Annotated in this window: 29 protein-coding genes; 19 read left to right on the top strand and 10 right to left on the bottom strand. The window is 70.4% G+C overall.

Features of this window, described 5'->3' with window-relative positions; translation table 11 throughout:
- The 7 genes from N5095_RS14165 to N5095_RS14135 all read left to right on the top strand — a co-directional run bounded on the left by N5095_RS14165 (position 1) and on the right by N5095_RS14135 (position 6483).
- Positions 1–1920: a type II secretion system F family protein gene (locus N5095_RS14165; protein ID WP_267624488.1), complete on the top strand. Its 1920-nt coding sequence runs from the start codon at positions 1–3 to the stop codon at positions 1918–1920.
- Positions 1917–2666, top strand: a complete 750-nt coding sequence (locus N5095_RS14160; RefSeq protein WP_267623569.1) for a DUF7289 family protein — start codon at positions 1917–1919, stop codon at positions 2664–2666. The genes N5095_RS14165 and N5095_RS14160 overlap by 4 nt, the downstream gene beginning before the upstream one ends.
- The gene (locus N5095_RS14155; protein ID WP_267623568.1) at positions 2659–3177 is read left to right on the top strand and encodes a DUF7266 family protein; all 519 of its coding nucleotides are present in this window, start codon (positions 2659–2661) and stop codon (positions 3175–3177) included. Before N5095_RS14160 ends, N5095_RS14155 begins: the two co-directional genes overlap by 8 nt.
- The gene (locus N5095_RS14150) at positions 3174–3875 is read left to right on the top strand and encodes a DUF7263 family protein (RefSeq protein ID WP_267623567.1); all 702 of its coding nucleotides are present in this window, start codon (positions 3174–3176) and stop codon (positions 3873–3875) included. Before N5095_RS14155 ends, N5095_RS14150 begins: the two co-directional genes overlap by 4 nt.
- Entirely contained in the window at positions 3868–4320 is a 453-nt protein-coding gene (locus tag N5095_RS14145) for a DUF7262 family protein (protein WP_267623566.1), read from the top strand. The genes N5095_RS14150 and N5095_RS14145 overlap by 8 nt, the downstream gene beginning before the upstream one ends.
- The gene (locus tag N5095_RS14140) at positions 4308–4874 is read left to right on the top strand and encodes a DUF7261 family protein (RefSeq protein WP_267623564.1); all 567 of its coding nucleotides are present in this window, start codon (positions 4308–4310) and stop codon (positions 4872–4874) included. Before N5095_RS14145 ends, N5095_RS14140 begins: the two co-directional genes overlap by 13 nt.
- Positions 4875–4998: 124 nt before the next feature.
- A complete protein-coding gene (locus N5095_RS14135) occupies positions 4999–6483 on the top strand; it encodes an acyl-CoA thioester hydrolase/BAAT C-terminal domain-containing protein (RefSeq protein ID WP_267623563.1) in 1485 nt (494 codons plus the stop codon).
- Positions 6484–6585: 102 nt separating this feature from the next.
- Here the strand turns inward: N5095_RS14135 and N5095_RS14130 are convergent, their stop codons facing one another.
- Together N5095_RS14130 and N5095_RS14125 are read right to left on the bottom strand one after the other, a co-directional pair.
- Entirely contained in the window at positions 6586–6786 is a 201-nt protein-coding gene (locus N5095_RS14130; RefSeq protein ID WP_267623561.1) for a DUF7511 domain-containing protein, read from the bottom strand.
- A gap of 252 nt (positions 6787–7038) precedes the next feature.
- A complete protein-coding gene (locus N5095_RS14125) occupies positions 7039–7695 on the bottom strand; it encodes an SDR family oxidoreductase (protein ID WP_267623558.1) in 657 nt (218 codons plus the stop codon).
- Between the two features lie 177 nt (positions 7696–7872).
- Between N5095_RS14125 and N5095_RS14120 the strand changes: the two genes are divergently transcribed.
- Positions 7873–8244: a DUF7980 family protein gene (locus tag N5095_RS14120; RefSeq protein WP_267623557.1), complete on the top strand. Its 372-nt coding sequence runs from the start codon at positions 7873–7875 to the stop codon at positions 8242–8244.
- A gap of 97 nt (positions 8245–8341) precedes the next feature.
- Positions 8342–9148: a DUF2103 domain-containing protein gene (locus N5095_RS14115; protein WP_267623554.1), complete on the top strand. Its 807-nt coding sequence runs from the start codon at positions 8342–8344 to the stop codon at positions 9146–9148.
- Between the two features lie 42 nt (positions 9149–9190).
- Here N5095_RS14115 and N5095_RS14110 read toward each other — a convergent pair whose 3' ends face one another.
- Positions 9191–9964: a helix-turn-helix domain-containing protein gene (locus N5095_RS14110; protein WP_267623553.1), complete on the bottom strand. Its 774-nt coding sequence runs from the start codon at positions 9962–9964 to the stop codon at positions 9191–9193.
- A 142-nt stretch (positions 9965–10106) separates the two neighbouring features.
- On the opposite strand from N5095_RS14110, the gene N5095_RS14105 reads away from it, so the two are divergent.
- From N5095_RS14105 to N5095_RS14075, 7 genes are all read left to right on the top strand, one after another.
- Positions 10107–10388 carry a 50S ribosomal protein L37ae gene (locus N5095_RS14105; RefSeq protein WP_267623552.1) on the top strand — a complete coding sequence of 94 codons (282 nt, stop codon included), beginning with the start codon at positions 10107–10109 and terminating at the stop codon, positions 10386–10388.
- A gap of 20 nt (positions 10389–10408) precedes the next feature.
- A complete protein-coding gene (locus N5095_RS14100; RefSeq protein ID WP_267623551.1) occupies positions 10409–10543 on the top strand; it encodes a DNA-directed RNA polymerase subunit P in 135 nt (44 codons plus the stop codon).
- Between the two features lie 4 nt (positions 10544–10547).
- Positions 10548–10892: a KEOPS complex subunit Pcc1 gene (locus N5095_RS14095; RefSeq protein ID WP_267623550.1), complete on the top strand. Its 345-nt coding sequence runs from the start codon at positions 10548–10550 to the stop codon at positions 10890–10892.
- Positions 10889–11083: a hypothetical protein gene (locus N5095_RS14090; RefSeq protein WP_267623549.1), complete on the top strand. Its 195-nt coding sequence runs from the start codon at positions 10889–10891 to the stop codon at positions 11081–11083. Before N5095_RS14095 ends, N5095_RS14090 begins: the two co-directional genes overlap by 4 nt.
- Positions 11084–11200: 117 nt before the next feature.
- On the top strand, positions 11201–11602 hold the full coding sequence (locus tag N5095_RS14085; RefSeq protein ID WP_267623548.1) for a prefoldin subunit beta: 402 nt from the start codon (positions 11201–11203) through the stop codon (positions 11600–11602).
- A complete protein-coding gene (locus N5095_RS14080) occupies positions 11602–11889 on the top strand; it encodes a DUF3194 domain-containing protein (RefSeq protein WP_267623547.1) in 288 nt (95 codons plus the stop codon). The genes N5095_RS14085 and N5095_RS14080 overlap by 1 nt, the downstream gene beginning before the upstream one ends.
- 287 nt (positions 11890–12176) lie before the next feature.
- Positions 12177–12395: an HVO_0649 family zinc finger protein gene (locus N5095_RS14075; RefSeq protein WP_267623546.1), complete on the top strand. Its 219-nt coding sequence runs from the start codon at positions 12177–12179 to the stop codon at positions 12393–12395.
- Positions 12396–12476: 81 nt separating this feature from the next.
- On the opposite strand, the gene N5095_RS14070 is transcribed toward N5095_RS14075, so the two are convergent.
- The 3 genes from N5095_RS14070 to N5095_RS14060 form a co-directional block, all read right to left on the bottom strand.
- Entirely contained in the window at positions 12477–14546 is a 2070-nt protein-coding gene (locus tag N5095_RS14070) for a DUF2070 family protein (RefSeq protein WP_267623545.1), read from the bottom strand.
- Between the two features lie 278 nt (positions 14547–14824).
- Positions 14825–15793 carry a patatin-like phospholipase family protein gene (locus tag N5095_RS14065; protein ID WP_267623544.1) on the bottom strand — a complete coding sequence of 323 codons (969 nt, stop codon included), beginning with the start codon at positions 15791–15793 and terminating at the stop codon, positions 14825–14827.
- 105 nt (positions 15794–15898) lie between these two features.
- Positions 15899–16795: a mechanosensitive ion channel family protein gene (locus tag N5095_RS14060; protein WP_267623543.1), complete on the bottom strand. Its 897-nt coding sequence runs from the start codon at positions 16793–16795 to the stop codon at positions 15899–15901.
- 166 nt (positions 16796–16961) lie between these two features.
- Between N5095_RS14060 and N5095_RS14055 the strand changes: the two genes are divergently transcribed.
- Positions 16962–18110 carry a site-2 protease family protein gene (locus N5095_RS14055; protein WP_267623542.1) on the top strand — a complete coding sequence of 383 codons (1149 nt, stop codon included), beginning with the start codon at positions 16962–16964 and terminating at the stop codon, positions 18108–18110.
- Positions 18111–18280: 170 nt separating this feature from the next.
- Here the strand turns inward: N5095_RS14055 and N5095_RS14050 are convergent, their stop codons facing one another.
- Together N5095_RS14050 and N5095_RS14045 are read right to left on the bottom strand one after the other, a co-directional pair.
- Positions 18281–18541 carry a hypothetical protein gene (locus N5095_RS14050; protein ID WP_267623541.1) on the bottom strand — a complete coding sequence of 87 codons (261 nt, stop codon included), beginning with the start codon at positions 18539–18541 and terminating at the stop codon, positions 18281–18283.
- A 135-nt stretch (positions 18542–18676) separates the two neighbouring features.
- The gene (locus N5095_RS14045) at positions 18677–19225 is read right to left on the bottom strand and encodes a GMP synthase subunit A (protein ID WP_267623539.1); all 549 of its coding nucleotides are present in this window, start codon (positions 19223–19225) and stop codon (positions 18677–18679) included.
- 173 nt (positions 19226–19398) lie between these two features.
- On the opposite strand from N5095_RS14045, the gene N5095_RS14040 reads away from it, so the two are divergent.
- Positions 19399–20442, top strand: a complete 1044-nt coding sequence (locus N5095_RS14040; protein WP_267623538.1) for a lysylphosphatidylglycerol synthase transmembrane domain-containing protein — start codon at positions 19399–19401, stop codon at positions 20440–20442.
- Positions 20443–20448: 6 nt separating this feature from the next.
- Here N5095_RS14040 and N5095_RS14035 read toward each other — a convergent pair whose 3' ends face one another.
- The gene (locus N5095_RS14035) at positions 20449–20901 is read right to left on the bottom strand and encodes a VOC family protein (RefSeq protein WP_267623537.1); all 453 of its coding nucleotides are present in this window, start codon (positions 20899–20901) and stop codon (positions 20449–20451) included.
- 255 nt (positions 20902–21156) lie between these two features.
- Here N5095_RS14035 and N5095_RS14030 point away from each other — a divergent pair, with 255 nt between their 5' ends.
- The gene (locus N5095_RS14030; protein ID WP_267623536.1) at positions 21157–21960 is read left to right on the top strand and encodes a plastocyanin/azurin family copper-binding protein; all 804 of its coding nucleotides are present in this window, start codon (positions 21157–21159) and stop codon (positions 21958–21960) included.
- Positions 21961–22189: 229 nt separating this feature from the next.
- On the opposite strand, the gene N5095_RS14025 is transcribed toward N5095_RS14030, so the two are convergent.
- On the bottom strand, positions 22190–23002 hold the full coding sequence (locus N5095_RS14025) for an FxLYD domain-containing protein (protein ID WP_267623535.1): 813 nt from the start codon (positions 23000–23002) through the stop codon (positions 22190–22192).
- Positions 23003–23042 lie beyond the last annotated feature (40 nt).

Below are 23042 nucleotides of genomic sequence, written 5' to 3'. Positions count from 1 at the left end.
ATCGCCGGTCTCTCCGTCCTCGACCGGGTGTTGTACGCACTGTTCTCCCGACACGCCGACGCCGAGCGCCACTCGGTCGACCGCCAGCGCTATCGGGGGACCGACCTCCGGACCGGTTTCGACGTCTACCTCGCCCGCGTCTACGGGCTCTCGTGGCTCGCGTTCGCCCTCGTAGTCGTGCCCACCTTCACCGTCGTCGCCGCCGCCCCGTCGGGACTGCTCGCCGACGCCGCCGCGTTCGTCGAGGCCGGCGTCCCGTTCGCCGCGGCGGTCGGCCTCCCGGCGCTCCCCCGAGCGTACGTCGCGGTCGCGGTCGCGGCCGTCGCGGGCGGCTTCGGGAAGACGGCGGTCGTCCGCCTCGGCGGGCGCTACCTGAAGTGGGTCGCCGCGTCGCGCCGCACCGACATCGAGCGCACGCTCCCCGGCGCCGTCCGCTACCTCCACGCCCTCTCCTCGGGGAGCGACGGTCGGCGGGCGATGCTCCGGAAGGTCGCCGACAGCGACGCCTACGGGGAGTCGGCGGTGTCCATCCGGAAGGCGCTCAACACCGCCGCGCTGACGGGGAGCGTCGGCGAGGGGCTTCGGCGTGTCGCCCGCGACACCCCCTCTCGGGACGCGATGGCGCCGTTCCTGCTGAAGTTCCGCGAACACGCCGACCAGGGGTCGGACGCACTGGCGAACTACCTCCGGATGGAGAGCCGGATGCTCGGCCACCGCCAGGACCGCGCCCGGCAGCGCGCCGAGGGCTTTCTCGAACTCCTCGCCGAGATGTTCATCGTCCTGCTCGTCATGCCCGCGCTACTGGTCATCGTCCTCACCGTGATGAGCGTGCTCGCACCGGGGCTCGGCGCGCCGGTTCGGACGCCGCTCGGCACGGTGTCGGTGCGGGCGGCGCTCGTCTACGGCAACGCCGCCTTCGTCCTCGTCGTCGGCCTCGCCGCCGCGGCGCTGGTCGGGAACCTCCGGCCGGCGGGGCTGTCGACGACGTACGACCGGCCCGACGGCGCGCTGGCGACGCTCACCTCGACGTTCCGGACGCCGGCCAGCGCGGCGGCCGTCCTGCTCGTCCCCGCCGCCGCCGTCGCGGTCGGGCTGTGGCGCCTCGGCTACCACCCCGTAAACGTCGCGCTCCTCGCGTACGTGGCCTACGCGGTTCCGGTGGGCGTGGTCGCGGTCCGTCGTGCCAGACGGGACGACGCGAAGGACCGCGAAATAAAGGACTTCGTTCACGCCGTCTCGGGGCACGTGAGCCTCGGCCGACCGTTCTCCGCGGCGGTCGAGCACGTCGCCCGCGACGTGGACCTCGGAGCGCTGAACGAGGACGTGGCGGACCTCGCGTTCAACCTCTCGCTGACGACGGGTGCCGGGGCGGGTACCGCGGCTGCCCCTGCGGACGACGGTGGCGCGACCGACGCCGGCGAGCTCCGGACCGCCGCGCTCGACCGCTTCGTCGCCCGCGTCGGCACGCCGCTCGCCGAGCAGACGATGGGGTTGGTGACGGGTGCGCTCGACGCCGGTAGCGACACCGAGGCGGTGTTCGAGACGCTCCAGACCGAGATTGGGCACCTCTACCACGAGCGTCGGGCGCTTCGCTCCAATCTGCTGGCCTACGTCGCCGTCGGCTGGACGACGGCCCTGCTCGTGGTCGGCATCACCGTCGCCGTCAACGCTTACGTGCTCGACGGGTTCGCGCAACTCGCCTCCCTCTCGGGGTCGTCGGCGTCGTCGTACGCCTTCGACCCGAACGCCGTGAAGCCCGCTCGCGACCGCTTCCGGTTCTACGTCGTGACCCAGGCGACGATGCTCGCCTCGGGCTGGTTCGCGGGGGCCGCGAGCCGCGGGCGTTACGAGGCGCTCCTACACTCCGGGACGCTCGTGTTCGTCTGCTACGTCGTCTTCGCGGGGGCGGGGATGATATGAGCCGGCTCGACCGCTCCGACCCGGGCCGACGCCGCGCTCAGGCGAACGTCGTCGGCGTCGCCATCCTGCTCGGGTTGACGATGCTGAGCCTCGGAGCGCTCACCGCGACGGTCGGTACCGTCGTCCAGCAGGACGCCGCCGCGGCCGACGCCGGGCGCGTCGCCGCCGACCTCGACGGGAGCCTGAACCCCGTCTCCGACACCGGCGCCGGCCGCGGCCGGGTGTCGTTCACCGAGGGACGCCTGGGAGTCGAAGACCGTACTCTCAGGGTGTTGAACGACTCGGGAACCGTCGCCACCGTCGAGACGGACGCGCTCGTCTTCGAGTCCGGAACCAGGCAGGTAGCCTTCACCGCCGGCGCCGTCACCCGCGGTTCGGGGAACGGTTCGCGCCTGTACGCCGCACCGCCGGTCGCCGCCTCGCGGGGGACGCTCCTCGTCGGCGCCGGCCGGCTCAACGCCTCGGCGACGACCCCCGACTCGGTGGCGTCGTCGACGCCGACGAGCCTGACCCTGCGGACGAACGTCACCCATCGCCGCCGCGCGCTCGGCAACGGCTCCTATCGCGTCGCGGTCGAGACGACCGCGCCGCGAGCGTGGGAGCGACACTTCGAGCGGGCGAACGCGAGCGTCTCCCGGCGCGACTTCGACGGCGACGGCGTGCCGAGCGTCGTCGCCGACTACCGTGGCGACCGGGTCGCGTACCTCGTCGTCCACGACATGCGACTGGAGGTGACCCGTGGCTGAGTTCTCCCTCGCGTCCCTCCTCGCCGACCGCCGCGCCCTCTCGCCGGTCGTCGGGAAGACGATGGAGGTCGCGCTCGTCACCGTGTTCGTCACGCTGCTCGTCTCGACGCTGTACGGCGGGGCCGTCCCCGCCTACCGCACCGCCGCCGCGGACGAGGTGGGCGACCGGACGCTCGCGACGGCGGCCGAGCGGGTCGAGACCGCGATACCGCCGAACGCGACCGGCGTCGACAGCGAGACGCGCGTCGACCTCCCGCGGACGATTCGCGGGGCACAGTACCGCCTCCGGGCCAACGGCTCCACGCTCGCGCTCGACCACCCCGACGACCGCCTCGACGGGCGGGTGCGACTCTCCCTCCCCGACGCGGTCGTCGCCGTGAACGGGGAGTGGGAGAGCGACGACCCGGCGGTCGTCCGCGTCGACGACACCGCCGGCGGGTTGGCCGTCGAAATCGGGTCGTCCGACGCTGCGTCGTCGACGGACGGAGAACCGGGAGCGGTGACCCGATGACGCGGCGTCGATTCGATTCGCCGACCGCGACCCGCGCACAGACGAACCTGGTCGCACTCGTCGTGGCGCTCGTGACGCTCGCCTCGACGACCGGCGTCGCCCTGGCGCTCGCGGACGGCGCGCTCGACGGCGCGGACCGCGAGCCGCTCGAACGGCGCGCCGCCGGGACGCTCGCGGAACGCCTCGTCGCCGCCGACGCCCCGACGACGGACCGGCCGAACGTGCTGAACCGGAGTCGGCTCCGGAGCCTGACGGCCGCCGACCTCGACGCGCTCGCCCCCGCGGTGCGGAACCGCTCGGTTCGGGTCCGCCTCGGCGACCGGACCCTCGTCTCGCGCGGGGACCCGACGGCGGGGGCGACGACCCGCCGGTTCGTGCTCGTCGCGGAACGTCGGCCGACGACGCGGACGCTCGACCGTCGAGTACACGACGCGCTCACGCTCCCGCGGCGAACGCCGCGAGTGCGGCTGGCCGTCGACTCCGGACCGAACACCACAGTGCGGACCGTCCGGGCGAACGGTCGTGTCGTCCTCCACAACCCGTCCGGGCTCGACGGGGCCACGACGGTCGACCTCTCGCGATACGAGACGACGACGCTCGCGGTCGAGACCCGCGGGGAGACGAACGCCACCGTCGAAATCACGTCGTTCCCCGCGGAGACGACGAAGGCGACGCTGGTGGTGAGCGTCGGTGACTGAGCGTAGGAGGCGGGACCGCCGGAGAGGACGTGACGGCGCGAGCGACCGCGCCCAGCTCTCGCTCTCGGTGGTCGAGGCCGGCGTCGGCGTCGTGTTCGTCCTCGCCGTCGCGGCGGGGTTCGGGCTGGGCGTCCCGACGGCGAACACCCAGGAGGCCCAGCTCGACGCCTACGCCGAAGACACGGCGACGGTGCTCTCGCGGGAGCCGCCCCGGCACGCCGGTGCGACGCGGCTCTCGGAGGTCGCCCGGAGCGAGCGGGCGTTCGAGCGCGAACGCGACGCGCTGGAACGCCGGGTGGACCGAATCCTCACCGACAACCTCCTGTTCCGGGTGTCGACGCCCCACGGCGCCGTCGGCTTTCGTCGTCCGGTCGGGGTTCCGACCGGCGAGGCGACGGTGACGACGCTCCACGGCGACGTGACCGTCAGGGTGTGGTACGCGTGAGCCGTCGTGATGGAACCGACGAGGCGACTGGCGACACCGACCGCGCACAGCTCGTCCTCGTGGCGGCCGCGGTCGTCGCCGTCGCGCTCGTCCCGATGGTGCTCGCCTACCTCCAGTTGGGGTACCACGCCGACGTGGCGGCGACCGCGGACCACGGCCGCGTCGGCGCCGATACCGAACGGGCGCTCGACCGCGCCGTCCACAACGCCTCCCGACCCGTCGCGGGCGAGTACGGTTGGTCGGCTCGGGACGGCGCGGTCGACGTCGTGGACCGGCGGCTGAGGGCGACGACGAAACGAATAGAACGTGCACGGCTCGACGAGGGCGTGGCCGTCAGAATCCGGCGGAACGACTCGGCCGCGGCCGCGTGGGCGGCGAGGGAGTGTCCGCGCGGTCCCGACCGACGCTTCGGCCCCTGCGAGACCGACCGCGCCGTCGTCGTCCAAGAGCGGGCGGACGAGACGGCGGTGCTCGCCGTCGCGTTCGACGTGACGGTGACGGGTGAGCGGTCGACGACGCGGCTGACGCTGGTCGCCGGCCGTAATCCAGCCTGAGTCACCGACTCGACGGGGTGTTTTCGTCACCCACGACCGACTCGACGCTCCTCCTCGACCCACCGCCCCACGACCGACTCGACACTCACGAACGACTAAGTGTGCCACACATACACACTATCCTATGGCCCTCCTCGGACGTGTCGACAACGACGGCGACCACGGCGCCGGCACAGCACACATCGACCGACGGTCGAGGCGCGACCTCCTGCTGGCGACGGCCTCGACGGCGACCGCGCTCGGCAGCGCAGGCTGTCTGGCCGGCACCCCCGCAGACGGCGACGGTCGAACCATCGAGGCGCCGGCCCGGACTCCCGTCGGCGACCCGGCCGGGGTCAGACTCGTCGGCTTCGGCCCGGACATGCGAGTGACGCTGGAGGCCGTCGCGACCGACGCGCGGGGTGTCACCTACGACGGGTCCTGGGCGCTCCGGACCGACGGCGACGGTCGCGCCGCGCTCGCGGACGTCGTCGCTCGGACCGAGGCTACCGACTCGGCCTGGTACGGACCCGCTGACGCGAGACGCATCGGGGACCGGTCGGGGTTCGAGATGCTCCTCCACCGGCTGTCGCCGCCGTCGCCGGCCGTGTCGCCGCCGACGTTCGTGACGGGGGACCGACGAACGGTCGACGTCGCCCTCAGAGCACGTACCGGACCGCTCGGCCACGCGGCGGTGCGTCGGCGGCAGAGGCGAGTGTACCTCGACCCCGAGATCGAGGCGGAGTCGGTTCGTGCCGCCGGCGTCGTCGGTCGGCTCTACACGCCGTCGACGGCGGGGTCTCACTCGCCCGTCGTCACGTTCCACGGGGCACACGGGGTGCTCCCGCGCCGGCTGAGCCGACTGCTGGCGACCCAGGGGTACGCGACACTCGCGCTGCGGTATTTCGACGGGCCAGGGCTCCCTGACTCCCTCGTCGAGGTCCCGGTCGAGTACTTCCAGCGGGCGATAGCGAAGCTCACGGGTCGGGAGGGCGTCCGCGACGACGGCGTCGGGTTGGTCGGCTTCTCACAGGGTGTCGGGGCCGCGCTCCTCGCGGGCGTCGCCCACGACGGACCTGTCGCGGTCGTCGGCTACTCCGGCGGCGGCGTCGTCTCACAGGGCGTGTCCGGCGTCCCGCCGAGGCGGTTCGTCGACCGGCCCGCGTGGACGCGGGACGGCGACCCGGTCGTCCCCACGGACGCCGCAGACAGGGCGTTCGACGCGGTACGGGCGGCGTACGAACACCGGTGTGACCCCGACGCCGCGGTGGAGGTCGTCACCACCGAACTGCCGGCCGAACTGCTCGGCCGGGCGCTCGTCCCGGTCGAGGAGATAGACGGCCCGGTGCTGTTTCTCGCCGGCGCCGACGACGGGGAGTGGCCATCGGTGCCGTCCGCCGCGCTCGCGGTGCGTCGACTGCGTCGCCACGACCACCCGCATCCGTACGGGCTCCGGGCGTACTGCGAGTGCGGACACTCCTTCGGCGTCCCCTACGCCGACTACCACGGTATCGCAGGAGGAAGTCGGGGCGGGACGCCGGCCGCGAACGCCCGAGCGGCGGCGGAGTCGTGGCCGCTCGCACTCGGGTACCTGGAACGCGGGCTCGGCCGCCGGGAGGCGAGTCCGTGAGACGCTCGTCGACCAAGAGCCGCTTCCAGACCGAGGGTCGCCCCCCGTGACCGAGAACCGGCCCCTGACGGCGAGACGTCCGGCGACCGGCAGGCTGCGGGCCTACCGGACGTCCTCGAGCGGGACCGCGGTGTCGCTGTCGACCGTCAGCCACGTCGTCAGCAGGTCGTCCTCGTCCCGACAGGAGACCACCGTCACCTCGGAGGGGTCGTCCTCGTCGTCGAACAGACACTCCAGGTCGAAGTGCGGAAGCCTCGCGTGCTCATCTGTCTCGGTCGGTCGTTTCGGGCCGACGACGCTCATCGTCCCCTCCCGGTCGAAACCGCGTCCCGCTCGTGGGTCGTCGCGTGCCAGCGCGAACCGCGGCCGTTCGAGTGGTGCCGCATACACGTGGCAACCGGTCTCTCCTTGATAACTGGTCGCTAACCGACCGGAAACCGGGACCCGGAGAGCCGGGTAACCACGGCGACGGGAGAGAGTTTCATAACTACTGATATTTTCTCTCACCGATTCGGTCCGGGCGGGCGAGACTGGACCCGGTTTCGGTCCCGACGGCTATGACTCCGAGTCGCCGCCTGCGAGTCCCCGTAAGGCGGCCTCGACTGGCTCGTCCCCGGAGAGCAGTTCGAACGTCGCCCCGTGTGTCGCCTCGAGTTCGAGTGCCGTCACCATCGTCGCGGCGACGTCCTCGCGAGGGACGTCACCTTCGCGGTCGAGGTCGTCGCCGACGCTGACTCGTTCGGTGCCCTCGTCGTCGGAGAGCGCGCCGGGGCGGACGACCGTCCACGTCAGGTCGCTCTCGCGGAGGTAGGCGTCGGCCTCGGCCTTCGCGCGAAGGTACTCCCGGAGCGCCTCGGGGCTGTCCTCGGGCGCGTCGGCGTTCATCGCGCTGAGCATCACGAAGCGGTCGGCGCCGGCGTCCTCGGCTTCGTCGACGAGGGCGTTCGCGCCGTCGCGGTCGACGCCCCACACGTCCTCGCCGTTCGACCCGGCGGCGAAGACGACGGCGTCACAGCCCCGGACCGCGTCGGCGAGCGTCTCCGGTTCGGTGAGGTCGGCGACGACGGCCTCGACGCGGTCGCCGAGCGCCTCCACCTCGCCGGCGTACGACTCGCGGTGGACCATCGCGCGAACGTCGTGGCCGCGTTCGGCCAACAGTCGAACCGTGTGCTGTCCGGTCGGACCGTGTGCGCCGGCGACGAGAACTTGCATGGGAATCGGCGTGGGTTGGGTCGCTGGCGGCAAGACGGTACTGCCTCCGGCAGAGACGACCGCGGATGTCGAGGGGTGACCGACGACGGGCCGAATCGAGGCCCGCTCGGAACGACGTCACCCGTTTCGGGCGGTGTGTCGCTTAACCGTCCGTGCGCCCTACACTCGGCATCGTAGATGCTTCCGACGGACCCGGGTCGACGGCTGCGAGGCAGCGTTCTCGCCACCGTCGGGTTCGTCCTGTCGCCGCTCTCGTGGTGGAACGACCTGCTGGTGAACGTCCCGCTAGCGTACGCCTTCGCGACGGTCGTGGCCCTCGCCGCCCGGGACCAGTTTCTCCCGGCGCTCGTGGTCGGCTACTGGCTGACGAACGTCGTCGGACTGGTGTTGCTGCACGTGGGAGCACAGGACGTCGTCTCGGAGGAGGGACGGAGCTACACGAAGCGGGCCCTGCTCACGGACGTCGTCCTGGCGGTCGGGTACACGGTACTCGTCGTCGCGGCCGTCCGGGTGGGGTGGCTCGGACTGCCGGCGGGACTACCGGGGTAGCGGCGTGGCCGACGACCCCGACGGGGGGTCGCTCGTCTCCCCCGACCCCGCGGCCGGAAACGGACGCACTTATTTCGGCGCACCGCCGAGCGAGTCTATGGACTGTCGGCGGTGTGGCACCCCGCTCGAGAAGCCGGGCGACTACTGTCTGACGTGCGAGACGGGGAACTGCGACGCCGTCGTCGTCGTCTTCGAGGCGGACCGCGCGACGCTCACGCTCCTGCGCGACGAGGAGGGGAGCGCCCCCAACGACGAAGTCGACACCGTCGTCGTCGGCGAGACGACCGTCACGACCGTCCCCGAGTCGGGTGGGGAGGCGGGCGTGGTCGAACTCCGCAACTTCGCCGGCCGGGTCGCCGACGAACTCCGCCGGAAGCGCCCGGAGGCGGTGTACGCCGCCGCCGTGGACGCCGACGCGCTCGCACCGACCGGCGGCGGGTCGACCGACCTCCGCACGCCCCAGGACGCGCTCCGGGAGACCCGCGCGCAGGTGCGCTACGAGTTCCGACGGGTCGCCGGCGACGACCCCGTGGCGGCGGTGCTCGACCGCCGGGGCCAGCGCTCGCTGGAGGTCGTCGAGACGCCGCCGCGGGAGAAACTCGGGGGTACACACAGTACCCTCATCGGGGACCGCGACGGCCTTCGGGCCATCGGCGTCGTCGCCGACCACCCGCACGTGAAGAAGGTCGTCCCCGGCCCCATCGACGCCGGCGGGAAGGGGTCGCGGACGGGCCTGCGCGCGAAGGTGACCCGTGCCGACGGCAACGGCAACGTCCGACTCCTCCTGCGGGACGGCTCCAGCGTCCAGGAGAACCGCGTCGTGACGACGGCGTTCGACCGCGAGACCGGCGAGTGGGTGCGCGAGGACCTGAACGAGGCGCTCGACGAGGCGGAGTTCCAGTGAACGGGTGAGTTCGGGTCGGGAGTCGTCCCCGGAGCAGGTGCGTCAGTCGGCGGTGTCGCCGACGGTGTCGGAGCCGGGGTCCGCCGGCGACCCGGTCGGTCGGTCCGACCCGACCGCCGTCCCGTCTGCCCCGCGGCCCTCTTCGCCGCGTCCCCCCGAGAACATCGAGTTCGAGAGGTATGTCTTCAGCGCCCGGCGGAGCCGCTCGGAAGCCGCCTGTCCGGTGACGCCCAGGGAGTCGCCCACCTCGGCGAGCGAGGCGCTCCGGGGGATGTCGAAGTAGCCGAGCTCGAGGGCGCGGTGGAGGATGGCCGTCTGCGCGTCGGTGAGCCCGAACTCCGGGTCGTCGTCGGTCCCGCTCGAGTAGAGGCCCCGGAGCTCCGCCTCGGCTCCCTCGTCCCGGTCCCCACAGCGCTCTCGGTAGCGTGCGAGCGCCTCCCGGCTCGGAAAGCGTAGCCGGAGGTCCCAACCGGACGTCGACGCCCGCCCGTCGAGGAGCACCGCGTCGACGGCGACCCAGTCGGGGTACGTCGACGCCCGCTCGCCCGCGGGCGAGAGCGTGACGCGGTACCGACGCTCCGCTTCGGTCTCGGACAGCAGCGCGTACTCCTCGACGGTCGGGTCGGCCGCCAGCGCGGTCTCGATTCGCTCCGTCGCGTCGCCGTCACTCGGCCGCGGGGGGACCTCCAGTTGGACGCGGACGCGAGACGTCTCGACGGTCGCGTACACCCGGTCGAGCGTGACGGCGCCCTCGGCGGCGGCGCCCGCGACTCGACGGAGTGCGGGCGTCGGGAGCGCCAGGTCTGCGACGATCACGGTCGTCGACCGCTTCGCCCGGTCCGGGCAAAACGCTGTGGGCCACCCCGTCGACGGGGATGGCGGGGACACCACGTCCGAACCGACCTCGCGGCCCGGACTCGTAGCCTTTTTGTGCCCGCTGGCGGTAATCTCCGGTACTATGGCCGAGAACAAGGCACGTCAGACCGGCAGCGCCGGCCGATTCGGCGCCCGCTACGGGCGTGTCGCGCGAAAGCGCGTCGCCGAAATCGAGGGGGACATGCACGACGACCACACCTGCCCGGACTGCGGTGAGGACCGCGTCGACCGCAAGGGCACCGCCATCTGGCAGTGCGGCAACTGTGGCTACAAGTTCGCCGGCGGGACGTACCGGCCGGAGACCCCCGGTGGCCGCACCGTCACCCGCTCCATCCGCGCCGCGCTCTCCTCGGACAGCGAGTAACACCTCTCCACCCACATCTCATGAGCTACAAGTGCTCCCGCTGTAAGCGCGACGTCGAACTGGACGAGTACGGCGGGGTCCGCTGTCCGTACTGCGGGCACCGCGTGCTCCTGAAGGAGCGCGCCCGCACGGTGAAGGAAGTCGACGTCGAGTAACGCCGTGGACGCCGGGACCGACCCCGACCGGGCGGACGACGCCGGCGGCCCTGTCGGGCGCGACGCGCCCGCCCACGACGACCTCGTCCACGACGCGGTTCTCCGCTTTCGCTACCCCGACGAGCGCCACGCTCGCCTCGTCGCCGGCGCCGTGGGCGTCGAGGTCGGCGAAATCGACGACGACCGCTCGGCCGCGACCGTCGACCGCGCCGGCGACGAGGTGGTCGTCCGGGTCCGTGCCGCCGACCTCGTGGCGCTCCGTGCCGGCCTGAACAGTTGGCGGCGGCTAGTGGGCGTCGCCGAGGACGTGGTCGGCCGGGCCGGTGGGGACCCCGGAAGGGTGAGATGACGCGACCGCCGCCGTTCGACGGTCGGCGTGCCCTCCGATACGTCGTAGCCGCCACCGCGTTGGCCGTCGTCGTCGGGTTCTACGAACAGGGGAGCGTCGGCGGCGCGCTCGTCCTCGGGCTGGCGGTCGGCGTCGGCGTCGCCGTCGGACTGGTACTGTTCGAGGTCGTCACGCGGTACTGGCGACCGTAGCGGAACGCGACTTCTCGGTCCGCGCCGTCGACGGCTCCCGAGACGCCGTTCGGGAACCGTCCCCGTCCGCGAGACGGAATGCAGGGCTTTTTCAGTCCGGGTCACGTCGACCCGACCATGCAGGGTAACCTTCCGCCGGAGGCCCAGGAGAAGATCGAGGAACTCCAGGACCTTCAGGAGACGGCACAGCAGCTGTCCGCACAGAAGCAGTCCTCCGAGACGACGCTCTCGGAGTCCAAGACGGCCCTCGAGACGCTCGAGGACATCGACAGCGACACGAAGATGTACCGCGAGGTCGGCGAGCTTCTCGTCGAGACGAGCTACGACGAGGCTCAGGAGGACCTCGAGGAGAAGGTCGACAGCCTCGAAGTGCGCGTCGAGCAGCTCGACAAGCAGGAAGAGCGCGTCCAGGGCCAGTTCGAGGAGCTCCAGCAGGAGCTTCAGCAGATGCTGCAGGGCGGCGGTGCGGGCGGCCCCGGCGGCGCCGGCGGTCCGATGGGCCCGAGCGGCGGCTCGTAATGACCCCCGGCGCGGACGCGGAGGACGCACAGCCCGACGACCCGACCGACGAGGAGGTCGTCCAGGCGGCGTCGGAGGCGGCCGAGGGCGTCGTCTTCGCGCGGTACAAACAGTCCGACGTGACGGACCTCGACGTGACGGTCACGTTCGAGGACGGCGTGCTCGAAGTCGACGTGTACCTCAACGCGCCCGACGACGAGCACGACCCCGAAGCGGTCGCCGACGAGGCCGCCCGCGCGGCGGGTGAGGCCGTCGACGACCTCTTCGACCGAGCGGACTCGGCCTAAACCGACCGTCGCCGACCGGTATCGGTACGACCGCCGGCGACCGTTCTTCTCGACAGTTCCCGACCAGCGGCCGCTCCGTCCGGTCGCTCTCGGCGCGCTCGACCGCGATTCGAGCCGCCCGGTCCCGTCCGTCGTCTCGCTCCCGCCGAGCAACCGTCGGGCCGCTACGGCTGGCGTACCTGGCGAGGCAAGCGTGCCCAGTGAATCCGGCCCGGCCGGCTCTGCCGCGTACACACTTATACCCGCCCGACGAAACCGTTTTCAGTCGTGACTGTCATATGGTACCTATGAGCATGGACGGCCGCGGCACGTCGGCGCTGGACCGGCTCAGGGCACGGTACGACCAGGAGGCGCGGGTCTGCCCGGAGTGTGGCTTCGAAGACGAGGCCGGGAGTTGGCGCGTTCAGACGACCGGCTCGCGGGTGTACTACCGGCATCTGTGTCCCAGTTGCGGGTCACGAAGCACCCGCGTGCTCAGGTTGGGCGGGTCACGCGACGACGAGTAAGGAGGCGCCGATAGCAGGAGACGCTGATAGCGACCGCCCCGACGGTCGACGGCGAGCGTCGGCGAGGGGCCACCAGCCCGGTCAGGGGGCGAGGAAGAAGATGAGCACGCTCACGGCGAGCGCCGAGAGGACGACCGCCGCGGCGAAGGCACCCCCCATCGAGACGGCGACGTTCGCGTGACTGGCGAGCGTCTCCGTGCGGTCGTTCCCGAAGACGGTGACGTTCGCCTGTTCGACGGCCATCCCGGCCGAGACGGGTTCGCGGTCGTCCAACGCTTCGTCGACTAGCTGGTCGACGAGCGCCTCCAGCTCGTCGTGGTCGATGACGGCGCCGACCTGGTTGTCCGCCTTCACCGTGTTGACGATGTGTGTGTCGGTGGTCATCACCTCGGCCTCGTCGACGAGGCCGTCGCGCGGGCGGTCGCCACCGTGGCCGCCTTCCGTTCCCGCTCCGGGAGCGCCGCCGGGCGCCGCCCGGGTCGACGCGCTGGCCCCGTCGGCCGCACCCGCGCCGTCGGTGGCGACGGCGGTCGCCTCGCTCCCCTCCATGGCGGCGGCGCCGGCGACCGGCGTCCCCGTCAGCGAGGAGACGAGTCGGTCGCGGAGCCCGGGCTCCATGTTGTTACCGTCGACGAGCACGTAGGCCGTGGTGCGTCCAGCGACCTCGCTGACCGCGACGCGGATGCCGAGCGGGCCGATTCCCTCCATCGGCGTCCAGTCGGTGCGGTTCCAGGCCGTCCCGAGCGTGAGCTCCCCTCGCTCGGCGGCCGCGAGGCTCTCGCCCGTCTCGCCGGCGGCGCCGATGAGGTCGAACGCGCGCTGGCTCCCGGGCGTGACGTGCCCGAGGTCGGGGCCGTCGAGCCCGTTGTTCGAGTTGTGGCCGTCGACGAGCATCACGTCGTCCAGTCCGCGAGTTCGGGCCTCGGTGCCGGCGGCGAGGCCGACGCCGTACTCCACGTCGTCGGCGAAGTTCGGTGCGAACGTCGAGACGAGGAAGGCGTCGTCGCCGAACCCCTGCCCGAGGAGGTTCGCCTCGCCCGACTGCGCCCGGACGCTCGTCGTCGCCTCCGAGCTGTACTCCACGTCGTCCATCGCGCGGTCGACGGCGTCGAGGATGGTGTCGACCTCGCGCTCCGTGACGAGGTTGAAGTCGTGACCGGCGGTCGCGTGCGGCGGGAACGCCATCCCCTCGGCGTGCTCGGCGACCCGCTCCGGGAAGTTGCCGCCGCCGATCTCCCCCATCGGCCCGGGGTGAATCATCGGGAGGACGAACCGCGCCTTCTCGGAGCCGTCCTCGCGGGCGAACGAGAGCACGGTGACGGGGACGATAGCGTCCTGCCCGAGTTTCTCGAAGAACTCCTCCAGCTCTCGGGTGCCCTCAGCGACGTGGCCGATGAATCCCCGCAGGAAGTCGAGCGGCGAGACCCCGAGGCTCTTGCGCCACGGCCGGTCGATGACGACGACGACCGCGTAGACGGAGGCGGCGTACAGCGCACAGAGCACTCCGAGCAGGAGAAAGTGGTTCGCGGTGACGGCGGTTATCTCCGGTGGCGCCTGCTCGGCGCGTGCGAGGTACTTCCCGGCGTAGGGGAGGAGCGGGCCGCCGACCTCCAGATAACTGAGCGCGCCGGAGTAGACGAACAGCAACGCGGCCCCGGCGAGGGTCTGGATACTCGCCGGGACGGTCGCCAGCAGGAGCGAGCGCCGGGAGACGGCGACGATTACGAGCAGGCGGAGGGCGAACACGGACGCGAGCGCGACGACCAGCGAGTCGTAGACGAACGTCTGGTCGAGCGGCGTCAGCGTCGTGAGCACCGCGGCGACGGTGATGAACGCCACGATGAGTAGCTCGCCCGCGAGCGCGAGCAGGGAGGACCGATTCGGCGTGAGCTTCCCGCCGACGAATCGGTCGATGCCCGTCGTCGCGAAGCTCGCGATGACCGTCGGAACCCCGATGAAGAAGATGCCCTCCCAGGCGTCGCGGCCGATGAAGAGGAAGCCGCGCCACGTGGAGACGGTTTCGCCCGAGTCGAACGCGGCGATGCCGACGAAGGCGGCGATCGCAAGAGCGAACCCGAGGCTCGTGTACCACCGCGGCGCACGGAAGATGAACTTCGAGAGCCCGGCGAGGTCGCTCTGCGTCTGCGTCATACGAACCGGCTTCTCGCGGTGGCGTGGTAAAGGTTCGTGGATTCGCGCGGACGGCGTGTATAGACACGGTAGGCACGGAGCCGGCAGCGTACGGGCTGAATCGGTGACTACGGGAGCCTCCGGCCTTCGTCGACAGGCCGGCTCCTACCGAACGCTCACCCGACAGCGGCCGTTTGACCGGTCGCCGCCACCTCCCCGTCCGGTGAGCGACTCGACCGAACACCACCTTCGCGCGTCCGTCCGGGTGGTCTCCCTCGTCGGGCGTCGAGTCGGGAGCGCTACAGTTCCTCGAGAAACGCCCGTGCCGCCCGCTCGCCGTCGTCCATCAGTTCGTCCAGAAACTCCGGGTCGCGGTCGAGTTTCGTTCGCCAGGACAACCGGCGGCGACGGGGGAAGCGGATGCGTTTGATGTCCGTGTGGGTGAAGTCGTCCGGAAGGTAGCCCTCTTCTATCCACCCGTTGACGGCCTCGAGAAAGCCGACTTCCGCGTTCAGCGAGAGGTTTCCGGACAGCTCGTTGCGCCGACCGTCGATCTCCTCTCTGGTCGTCGGCACCTCCGACCGCCGCTGGGGGTTGATTTCGACCAGCCAGAGCTCGTCAGGGTCGGGGATGTCGGACTGGGTCAGGAAGTCCTTCATCGGCGGGTTCTTCGAGAAGAGGCCGTCCCAGTAGTAGTGGCCGTCGACGGGAACCGCCTCGAAGAGGTGCGGCTCGGCGGCGGAGGCCAACACTTCGTCCACGGAGAGGTCGTTCCCGCGAAACAGCTCGAACTCCCCGGTGAGCACGTCGATTGCGCTGACGAGTAGGGCGGGTTCCGTTCCGTCGAGCAGGTCGGGCAGTTCCTCGAAGTCGACGTACCGTTCGAGGAGGCGACGTAGCTCGTCCTGGCCCCAGCGAGCGACGGGGGAGTGTGCGGGGCTCGTCTCGGGGAGCGGCACACCCATACGGCGGAGGGTGACGTTCCACCGGACGAGCGTGTTCACCGTCCGGTCGAGGGGAGAGGACGCGCCGAGGTCCTCCCAGAAGCCGGACAGCAGCTCTCGCGGCGTCCGGTTCGGATGGTTCAGCCCGTACCAGGCGAGGGTGGCACAGGCGGCGCCCCCCGAGGTGCCGCTGATTCCGACCAGGTTGCGGTCCGACGGGAACTCGTCGAAGAGTCGCTGGAGGACGCCCGCAGTGAACGCGGTGTGACTGCCCCCGCCCTGACAGGCGATCGCGACGTTCGACGAGCTATCGTCTTTCGACATCGGTTCGACACTCGCCTGCCGGACGGAAGAAAGCCATCGCCGACGCTCGGAGCGACGGAGGCGGCCCGCCGCCCTCTCGTCACGGAGCGCCCGTCGGCCCGCGGCTCACGACCTGAGAACGGATTCGATGGCGATTCCGGCCTCCGCGAGTCTGGTCCTGACGGTGCGGACGTACGCGGACCGAATGGCGAACACGTTGCGCTGGTACGGGTCCTCGATCCAGTACCGGACGCGAAGGACGACCCCGTCCTCGGTGAGTTCGTCGACGTACACGCTCGGCGCTGGATTCGCGAGCACCCCGTCGAGGCCGACCGCCGCCCCTTCGAGGAGCCTCGTCACCTCGTCGATATCGTCCACGTTCGTGAGGCTGATTCGCTCGACGATACGGTGTTTTCCCCGGCCGTAGGGTCGCGTGACCGCCTGACTCGTCAGGACGGTGTTCGGAATCGTGACCAGTTCGCCGTCGGGCGTCTTGACGCGGGTGACTCGCAGCGATATCGATTCGACGATGCCTTCGCCGCCGTCCCACTCGATGTAGTTGCCCACGTTGAAGTCGGGGTCGAACACCAGCGCCGTCCCGCTGACGAACGAGCCGAGAACCTGCTGACCCGCGACGCCGATGGCGAGCGTCGCCGCGCCGACGATGAGCGCGGAGCTGGTCAGGACCTGCCCGTAGCCCGCGAACCCCACCCCGACGAGCACTGCCGCGACGAGAAAGAACGCCCGAAAGTAGAGAAAAATCGCGTCCCGAAGGGTCGGATTGTTCCGGTTCCTGTCGCGGACGATTCGAGCGAGGATGGGTTCGACGAGGAACCGGCCGACCAGGACGACGACGAGGAACCCGCCGAGAAACCACCCCGCGCGGACGATAGTGGGCCAGTAGTCGGCCACCCCACCGACGCCGACGCCGGGGTCGGGGGTCGTCGTCTGGAGTGCGAACAGGAGCGGAAACAGCGTCAGATAGCCGGCCCAACAACGGTGAGCCGCACGGCCGTCAGGCATAGCGGGTAATCCACTCGCCGAGAGTATATGCCTCACGTCCGAGACGCCGCCGACCACACCGTCGAGGAGGACGGCCGAAGGCGCCCGGACGAGAGTCCATCCGAACGTTCGGGGCCGACTCCCTCCCTCACAAGGTACAACCCTCCCCCTCCCCAACATCTCGACCGTGAGGGATTACGAACTCGTCTCGGTGTGGGGGATACCGATTCGAATTCACATTTCACTCCCCGTGGTCCTCCCGATACTGGCGTGGCTCATCGGGAGCGGCGAACAGATCGACCTCTACGCCGGACTGATAAACACGTTCCCCGTCGTGGCGCTCGACCCGGCGGTCCTCCGCGCCGGGACGACGCCGTGGCTCATCGGCATCGTCGCGGCAGTCGGCCTGTTCGTCAGCGTCACGATTCACGAACTCGGCCACGCGTGGGCCGCACGCCGGTACGGTATCGAGGTGCAGTCGATAACCCTCTGGCTGCTCGGCGGTCTCGCGAATCTCGAGTCGATGCCCCGTGAGTGGACGCAGGAACTGTGGATAGCCCTCGCCGGCCCGGCGGCGAGCGTGCTCGTCGCCGTCGTCTGTTACGGCGCCGTCCTGGTGGTCCCGTCCTCGGCTCCGGCGGCCGTGTTCGTCCTCGGGTGGCTCGTCGTCACGAACGTCGTCCTCACGGCGTTCAACCTCCTCCCGGCGTTCCCGATGGACGGCGGCCGGGTCCTCCGCGCGCTGCTCGCCCGCTCGCGACCGTACGCTTCGGCGACCCGGACGGCCGCCCGGGTCGGGTCGCTGTTCGCGGTCGGGTTCGCCATCCTCGGCGTCCTCTCGTTCAGTCCGATGCTGTTCCTCCTCGCCTTGTTCGTCTACGGGGCGGCGAACGGCGAATCGAGGTTCGTCGCGCTCGAAACGCTGCTCGAAGGCGTGACGGCGGCGGACGTCATGTCCACGAACGTGCGACCCGTCTCCCCCGAGACCCGGCTGTCGGACCTGAGCGAGCGGATGTTCGAGGAGCGGCGGACGACGTACCCCGTCGTGGACGACTCCGGGTCGGTCGTCGGGGTCGTCTCGCTCGACAGTCTGCGCCGCAAGCGCCGACGGAACGCGACGACCGTCCGTGACGTCATGTCCGAGGGGTTCCCGACGGTGGCGGGCCACACCCCGATGTTCGAGGTCGTCGGGCTGCTGAACGGGTCGGAAGCGAAGACCGCAGTCGTCGAGGAGAACGGCGAAGTGGTCGGAACGGTCACCGCCGCGGACCTGGCGACGGTACTGCAGATTCGCCGGGAGGCCGGAACGACCCTCTCACCCCGCACGGCGATGTGAGGCGGATGCCCCGGTATCGGACCCGACGCCGGACTGACACCCGAGGGCGGAGGTTCCGCCGGAAGCCGGCAGCAACGCCGTCGATAACGGCAGCGACCGGGCCGCGGCGGCGGGCGCCGACGCGACCTCGCGTTGGGTCTCTGTCGGGAGTGCTCCGGCCCGCACGGCGTTCAGTCGTCGGCCGCCGAACCGTCCGCCCCACCGAAGGACATCGCGGACGGACCCCGTTCGTCGGCGGGCGCCCCTTCGAACGCGACCGCGAGGTGGACCAGCCCATCTCGAACCATCTCGTCGCCGAGTTCGCGATTCGCAGACCGGTAGAACTGCGTCGCGTCCTCGAACGCCAGTCGCGCGGCGGTACCGTGTCCGAGACGGACGGTCGAGCGCTTCGCTCGGTTCGGACCGGGTCCTTGCGGGGTTCGTGCGTCCACGGTTTCTTGCACCATTCTGTTACCAGGGCGAATGATGGTTCGCCGTATAGGAAATTCGCCTGAACGATTTGGGACGCGTCGGCGAGAGGGGCCGACTCCGGTTCGCCGGGTCCGACTGTCCGACGACACGTTCGACTACGACCGACAGCGCGCGATGAAGTTCTCGAACACTTCCTGTCCTCGCTCGGTGTGTGCGACCTCGGGGTGCCACTGGACGCCGTAGAGGTCCCGGTCGGCGTCGCTCATCGCCTCGATGCCGCAGACGTCGCTCGTCGCGGTGTGGGTGAAGCCGTCGGGCACTTCCTTCACCTCGTCGGCGTGACTGGCCCAGACGCGGGTCTCGGGTGCCAGCGAGCCGACGAGCGGGTCGGCCTCGTCGAGTATCTCGACGGTCACGTCGGCGTAGCCGCCGTACTCGCCACTCCCGACGCGCCCGTCGAGTTGGTCGGCCATGACCTGCATCCCGAGACAGATGCCGAGCACGGGAACGTCCAGCTCCAGATACTCGGCACAGCGGCCGATGCGGTCCATGTCCGGGCCGCCCGAGAGGACGAGCCCGTCGGCGTCTATCTCCTCGGGAGGCGTGTCGTTGTCGACGATCTCCTGGTCGACGCCGGCGTCCCGGAGCGCGCGCCCCTCCAGGTGGGTGAACTGTCCGTGGTTGTCGATGACGACGACTCTCATTGGGCCGGGGTAGGCGAGAGGGGGAGAAAAGCCCCCCGAAACGGTGGTGCCCGCGGTCGCCAGCGACGACGAGGTCGACCACGCGACGACCACGGAGTGACGCCGACGGCGACCCCGAGTCCGACGTCGCGAGGGCGACAGACCGAAGCCCCGAGCACGCGTCGTCTCCGGACGTGCCCTCTCGTCTCCGACGGTTCGGCCGCGTCGTCGTCGGCTTCGCCCTCGCGCTCCTCGTCGTCGGTGGACTCCTACAGACCGTCGGGGTTCGCGGTGTCGTGAGTACTCTCGCCGGCGCCGACCCAGTTCCGGTCGCCCTCGGCGGCGTCGTCTCCGTCGTCGCCGTCCTCTGCTGGAGCGAGGCGCTCCGTCGGGTGCTCAGCTTCACGGTACCCGCCTCCGAGGACGGGGTGGGGCCGGTCACGGGCGTTCGGTTCCGCGCGGCGTACCTCGCCGGCGACTTCACTAAGCAGGTCATGCCGATGGGCCACGTGAGCGGGCCGGCCATCCTCTCCTACTGGGTGAGCGACGCGTTCGACCTGGAGTACGAGCGGACGCTCGCGGCCGTCACGGTGTCGGACCTGCTCAACCTCCTCGCGTCGCTCGCCATCGCGGCGGTCGGGGTCTGTGCCGTCGCCGTCGCCGGCGGACGGGGGCTGGACGTGTTCGTCGCGTCGCTGGCGGTCGCCGGCGGCGGCGTCGCAGGACTGCTCGCGCTCGTCACCGTCTACCGACCGACGCTCACCCGGGCCGTCCGGCGTCTCGCGACTGCCGGTCACGCTCTCGCCCGGCGGACGACCGGCCACGCCCCGCGCCGCCTGAACCCGGACGCGGTGGAGGCCGGCCTCCGGGACTACTACGCGACCCTCGACGTCGTCGGCGAGGCGCGGAACCGCCGTGCGGTCGGCGTCGCGGGCGGGGTCGCGCTGCTCGGCTGGTGCTGTTACGCGGCGCCGCTGTACGCCGCCGCGCTGGCGCTCGACGCCTCCGTGTCGCTTCCGCTCGCGCTCCTGCTCGTCCCGCTCGCCGGATTGGCGACGTGGGTCCCGCTCCCCGGTGGACTCGGCGGCGTCGAGGTCGCGCTCACGTCCGGGCTCGTCGCAATCGGCGGGCTCCCGGTCGACCTCGCCGCCGCCGTCGCCCTGCTCTATCGCCTCTGTAGCTACTGGTTCGTCGTCGCGGTCGACGGGGTCGCCGCGGCGACGCTGTTGGGTCGCTGACCGGATTCAGTCGGCGGTCCGGAGCGCCCCCGGGTCGAACCGAGTGTTCCGTCCCTCCCACGCCTCGCGGTTCTTCTCCGCGCGCGTGTCGAGGTACACCTCTACGCCGTTCCCGTCCGGGTCGTCGAGGTACAGCGCCTTGCTGATGCCGTGGTCGACGGCTGTCACCTCGGTACCCTGCTCGCGGAGGTACTCGTACGTCGTTCGGAGTGCCGCCGCGTCCGCGACCTCCCACGCGCTGTGGTAGAGACCGACGGTCGGTCCCAGTTCCGCGGGCGGGGCGTCGTCACTGACCTCCTGCAGCGCGAGGTCGTGGTGGTGGTCCCCGAACGAGAGGAAGGCGAAGTTCGCGTGCCGTTCGGTCACACCGAGACCGAGCAACGAGCCGTAGAAGTCGACGGCGCGGTCGAGGTCGCGAACCTTGAGGTGGACGTGTCCGAGGTGGTCGGCGGTCGGCATGCGTGGTGTAGGGGCGAAGCGAGAATAGGCGTTGCCGGTGCAGATGCGGTAGCGGTGGCGGTGCGGAGGCGGTAGCGGTGGCGGTGCGGAGGAGGTAAGCCAGTGGGCAGAACCGCGAGCGAGGGCGATGCCCGAGCGAGCGGCCCTTTTTGATCGAGCTTTTTCAAGGAGCGGTCGCGCGCAGCGCGACCCGACGCAGAAAAAGGTCGGTGGCGAACCAAAGTATTCACTACCTCCGGTTCCCAAGCGACGACAATGACCGACGCCAACGAGGGTGTCTCGCGGCGTGCCTTCCTCTTCGGCTCCGCGGGTGCAGCAGCGACCGCGGCGGCGGGCGCGGCGGCAGCCCAGCAGGAGGGGAACGGAACGGCGACCGGCAACAACACGACGGCCGGCGGCGCCGGCAACGGCTCCACCGGGAACGCTTCGGCCGACACGAACGCCTCGGCGGGTAACGCTTCCGCCGGCGGCAACACGTCGAGCGGGAACGCGACCGGCGGGAACCAGACCGGCGGCAACGCGTCGGGCGGCAACGCCTCCGGCGGGAACGCTTCCGGAGGTAACCAGTCGGGCGGCAACGCCTCGGGCGGTGGCGGTGCGTCCGCGATGTCCGAGACCGTCGCGGTGGGGCCGGACAACGAACTCGTCTTCGACCCCGCCGAGGTCGAGGTGACCCCCGGTTCCACGATTACGTGGGTCTGGGAGAGCGACGGGCACAACGTCGTTCCCACGTCGATTCCCGAAGGGTCGAGCTGGGAGGGGACCGGGGAGGACCTCTTCGACACCGGTCACGAGTACACCTTCACCTTCGAGACGGAGGGGACCTTCGAGTACGTCTGTACCCCCCACGAGAGCGCCGGCATGGTCGGTAGCGTGACGGTGAGCGCCGACGCAGGCGGCGGTGGCGGCGGTGGCGGCGGCGGTGGCGGTCCGCCCGAGGTGCCCGACAGCGCGAAGTCTCTGGGCCTCGCGACGACGTTCCTGATGATCGCGACGCTGGGGCTGTCGTACTTCTTCCTGAAGTACGGCGGCGACTACGGCGCGGCGGAGACCGAGTAACGGAAGACACGCTGCTCGACGTTTTTCTCTATCGCCGGGTGTCGAGTCACATCTCTGATGGGTGCAGGGACGGGGCTACAGCTCCGTCGTCGGCGAATCGATGAAATGTTTCGAAATTGAGGGGTCGAGTAGTGTCATCCGAGAGGTCCTGCCAATCGTAGCTATCTGTGGCAGAGTCCGCAGTAGGAGGCTACCGAACGGATGTCCCTCCGATAGACGTTGAGCCGATTCAGTAGTTCGACATCGAGACGAAGACAGTCGCCCCGCTGTACTCCTCCATCCGCCACTTCGGCGGCATCGCCGACGTCTCGAACTTCCAGTTGTCCCCGGCTGGCACGTCGTTGACGTTGTCGAGTCCGCTGTTGAGAACCGTATTCTCGTCTTTCTTGTAAATCGCCACTGCCTCCAGGTAACTAACGCTGCCCCCTGTATCGTTCTTCACGGACCCCGTCGTCATGACTTCCATGTCCGTCTTCTCCGTCGAGACACCGCTGACAGGTAGCTCATCGGGGTTGTAGTCCGGGACCCGTTCGGCGTACTGGCCGTCGACTTCGACGGATGCGACGTTCTCGGGGTTCGACCCGAGATACATCACGTACGCGTCCCACATCTGGCCGGCACCGAGCGTCGGGAGGAACCCCGAAGAGTTCTCCAACAGGGAATCCGAATCGTCGTAGAACTTCGCACTGAGTTCGATTTGTCCCACACGAGCCGACCCCGAGTTTTCGACGTCGACCTGTGCGCCGACGTCGGTAGTGTACGAGCCGCTTTCTTTGACCAGTTCGGCTTTCCCGATACCCACGTCCGCCGTTCCGCTGGGAGTGCTCGTGGCTGTCGTCGTCGGTGTCGCCGTCGGCGTCATCGTACCCGTGCTTGCCGCGGTCGTGGTCCCCGTAGTCGTCGATTCGCTACCGCTGTCACCGGAACCGGCTTCCGTCCCTTCGGAGCCGTCCATCGTCTCGGTCCCACCTTCACCGGTACACCCAGCAACGCTACCCACCAAACCAGTCCCCGCGAGGGCAAGAATTTCTCGTCGGCGCATCTACAGGTTCGCGAATCCGAAGCAACAAAATAGTACTGGA

Origin of the sequence: Halobium salinum (genome assembly GCF_026586625.1) — an archaeon.
Classification (GTDB): Archaea; Halobacteriota; Halobacteria; order Halobacteriales; family Haloferacaceae; genus Halobium; species Halobium salinum.
This window is presented reverse-complemented; position numbering and strand designations above follow the sequence as displayed.

What these genes read in the sequence shown, in the direction of transcription:
- N5095_RS14045 (WP_267623539.1), bottom strand. Translation starts at nt 19,225, where the DNA reads ATGAGAGTCGTCGTCATCGACAACCACGGACAGTTCACCCACCTGGAG.
- N5095_RS14100 (WP_267623551.1), top strand. Translation starts at nt 10,409, where the DNA reads ATGAGCTACAAGTGCTCCCGCTGTAAGCGCGACGTCGAACTGGACGAG.
- N5095_RS14150 (WP_267623567.1), top strand. Translation starts at nt 3,174, where the DNA reads ATGACGCGGCGTCGATTCGATTCGCCGACCGCGACCCGCGCACAGACG.
- N5095_RS14105 (WP_267623552.1), top strand. Translation starts at nt 10,107, where the DNA reads ATGGCCGAGAACAAGGCACGTCAGACCGGCAGCGCCGGCCGATTCGGC.
- N5095_RS14065 (WP_267623544.1), bottom strand. Translation starts at nt 15,793, where the DNA reads ATGTCGAAAGACGATAGCTCGTCGAACGTCGCGATCGCCTGTCAGGGC.
- N5095_RS14085 (WP_267623548.1), top strand. Translation starts at nt 11,201, where the DNA reads ATGCAGGGTAACCTTCCGCCGGAGGCCCAGGAGAAGATCGAGGAACTC.
- N5095_RS14060 (WP_267623543.1), bottom strand. Translation starts at nt 16,795, where the DNA reads ATGCCTGACGGCCGTGCGGCTCACCGTTGTTGGGCCGGCTATCTGACG.
- N5095_RS14030 (WP_267623536.1), top strand. Translation starts at nt 21,157, where the DNA reads ATGACCGACGCCAACGAGGGTGTCTCGCGGCGTGCCTTCCTCTTCGGC.
- N5095_RS14115 (WP_267623554.1), top strand. Translation starts at nt 8,342, where the DNA reads ATGGACTGTCGGCGGTGTGGCACCCCGCTCGAGAAGCCGGGCGACTAC.
- N5095_RS14160 (WP_267623569.1), top strand. Translation starts at nt 1,917, where the DNA reads ATGAGCCGGCTCGACCGCTCCGACCCGGGCCGACGCCGCGCTCAGGCG.
- N5095_RS14130 (WP_267623561.1), bottom strand. Translation starts at nt 6,786, where the DNA reads ATGAGCGTCGTCGGCCCGAAACGACCGACCGAGACAGATGAGCACGCG.
- N5095_RS14035 (WP_267623537.1), bottom strand. Translation starts at nt 20,901, where the DNA reads ATGCCGACCGCCGACCACCTCGGACACGTCCACCTCAAGGTTCGCGAC.
- N5095_RS14025 (WP_267623535.1), bottom strand. Translation starts at nt 23,002, where the DNA reads ATGCGCCGACGAGAAATTCTTGCCCTCGCGGGGACTGGTTTGGTGGGT.
- N5095_RS14135 (WP_267623563.1), top strand. Translation starts at nt 4,999, where the DNA reads ATGGCCCTCCTCGGACGTGTCGACAACGACGGCGACCACGGCGCCGGC.
- N5095_RS14120 (WP_267623557.1), top strand. Translation starts at nt 7,873, where the DNA reads ATGCTTCCGACGGACCCGGGTCGACGGCTGCGAGGCAGCGTTCTCGCC.
- N5095_RS14080 (WP_267623547.1), top strand. Translation starts at nt 11,602, where the DNA reads ATGACCCCCGGCGCGGACGCGGAGGACGCACAGCCCGACGACCCGACC.
- N5095_RS14125 (WP_267623558.1), bottom strand. Translation starts at nt 7,695, where the DNA reads ATGCAAGTTCTCGTCGCCGGCGCACACGGTCCGACCGGACAGCACACG.
- N5095_RS14090 (WP_267623549.1), top strand. Translation starts at nt 10,889, where the DNA reads ATGACGCGACCGCCGCCGTTCGACGGTCGGCGTGCCCTCCGATACGTC.
- N5095_RS14070 (WP_267623545.1), bottom strand. Translation starts at nt 14,546, where the DNA reads ATGACGCAGACGCAGAGCGACCTCGCCGGGCTCTCGAAGTTCATCTTC.
- N5095_RS14075 (WP_267623546.1), top strand. Translation starts at nt 12,177, where the DNA reads ATGAGCATGGACGGCCGCGGCACGTCGGCGCTGGACCGGCTCAGGGCA.